The organism is Sphingobium sp. 3R8, assembly GCF_020166615.1.
Classification (GTDB): Bacteria; Pseudomonadota; Alphaproteobacteria; order Sphingomonadales; family Sphingomonadaceae; genus Sphingobium; species Sphingobium bisphenolicum.
Genome location: NZ_JAIQXR010000061.1, coordinates 1 through 1,120 on the forward strand (window position 1 = coordinate 1; position 1,120 = coordinate 1,120).

Consider the following 1,120-nt stretch of genomic DNA (forward strand, 5'->3'; position numbering starts at 1 on the left):
TCGGCTGCCTCGATATCTTTCAAATGTCACACCCCAATTACGACGGCAGATTAAGATATCAGCTCAGCTTATGGAATAGTGGGATCGGGCGCATCGCTGCCAGACCGAAAACGCATTAATTTCGGTCACGAGCCGCGCATTCGTGCGGTGATGCCGTGAATATCGGCACCGCGTGGCTACGTCATCGCAGGCAGCGTCCGACAATCACCGTCGGATTGGCTAGGTGTCCGACAATGGTAGTCGAAGGGTTTTCCGTCACCTTTCGATTGTCGCTGGGCGAAGCCGAATGGCCGCGCGCTACATAACAAGCGCCGAAGCGGCCAGTCGGCTTCTCGAAGGAAGCCCCAAGCCGACCGATCAAGGTTGCGACATCCTTACTCTGACCGTGCAACTTACCGGCTCCTTGGCCTTAGCTGCTGCCCTCTGACATCCGGAAATGCTGGCGCGGTTCTCCCGCGCAAGGTCGGCGGCGTCCACAATCGCCTGCCAGCCTTCCGGGTTCGCGGCGCGCATGAGGCGGATACCAGCATCCCACAAGGTTGGCTCGCCTAGCGTGCGACGGGCTACCCGTTCCGGCCAAAGCCAGCTTTGCGGGCCTATACTTGCCGCCCAACCGGGATAGATCAGCCACAGAAGCGAGATGACCAGCGCCGTGCCGCCGCCCCAATAGAATATGTGCCTGCGCTGTTCCTGTTTGGTCCGGATGGTGCCCACAGCGCGCATCTGATTCGCATGGGCTTGATGGTGCAATTCCAGCGATTTCTTGATGGTGGCCCTGTCCGTCGCACGTGCGGCATCCGCCGCCACATCAATCTGCTCCGCCATGCTCTCTGGCGTCAACTGCATGGCGGGCGCGCCCATGATTATCTTCGTCTGCCCCGCCAACGTCGCGAGATAGCCGTTCATCTTGGCAAGTGTCGGCCCATAGTCGGGAAATTCGAGGCTCTGCTTCTCGACGGCGATATGCTCAAGCGCGCGTGCCATCACCGCCATGCGCCCTTCAAGCCGTTCCTCCATAGCGGCGACGCGTTCCGAGAGACGGGCGAACGCCTCGGCTGCGGCATCGGGCCGGGGTTCCGGCTCCGGTTCGTTCAAAAATCTCTGCTCGTCGTCCATGTCG

The 1,120-nt window shown here is 60.7% G+C and carries 1 protein-coding gene; it reads right to left on the reverse strand.

All coding sequences use genetic code 11. The features are described 5' to 3' along the window. Window positions 1-357: 357 nt before the first annotated feature. The coding region (locus tag K9B33_RS22895) for a DUF6118 family protein (protein WP_318011168.1) at window positions 358-1,120 on the reverse strand (763 nt) is incomplete at its 5' end.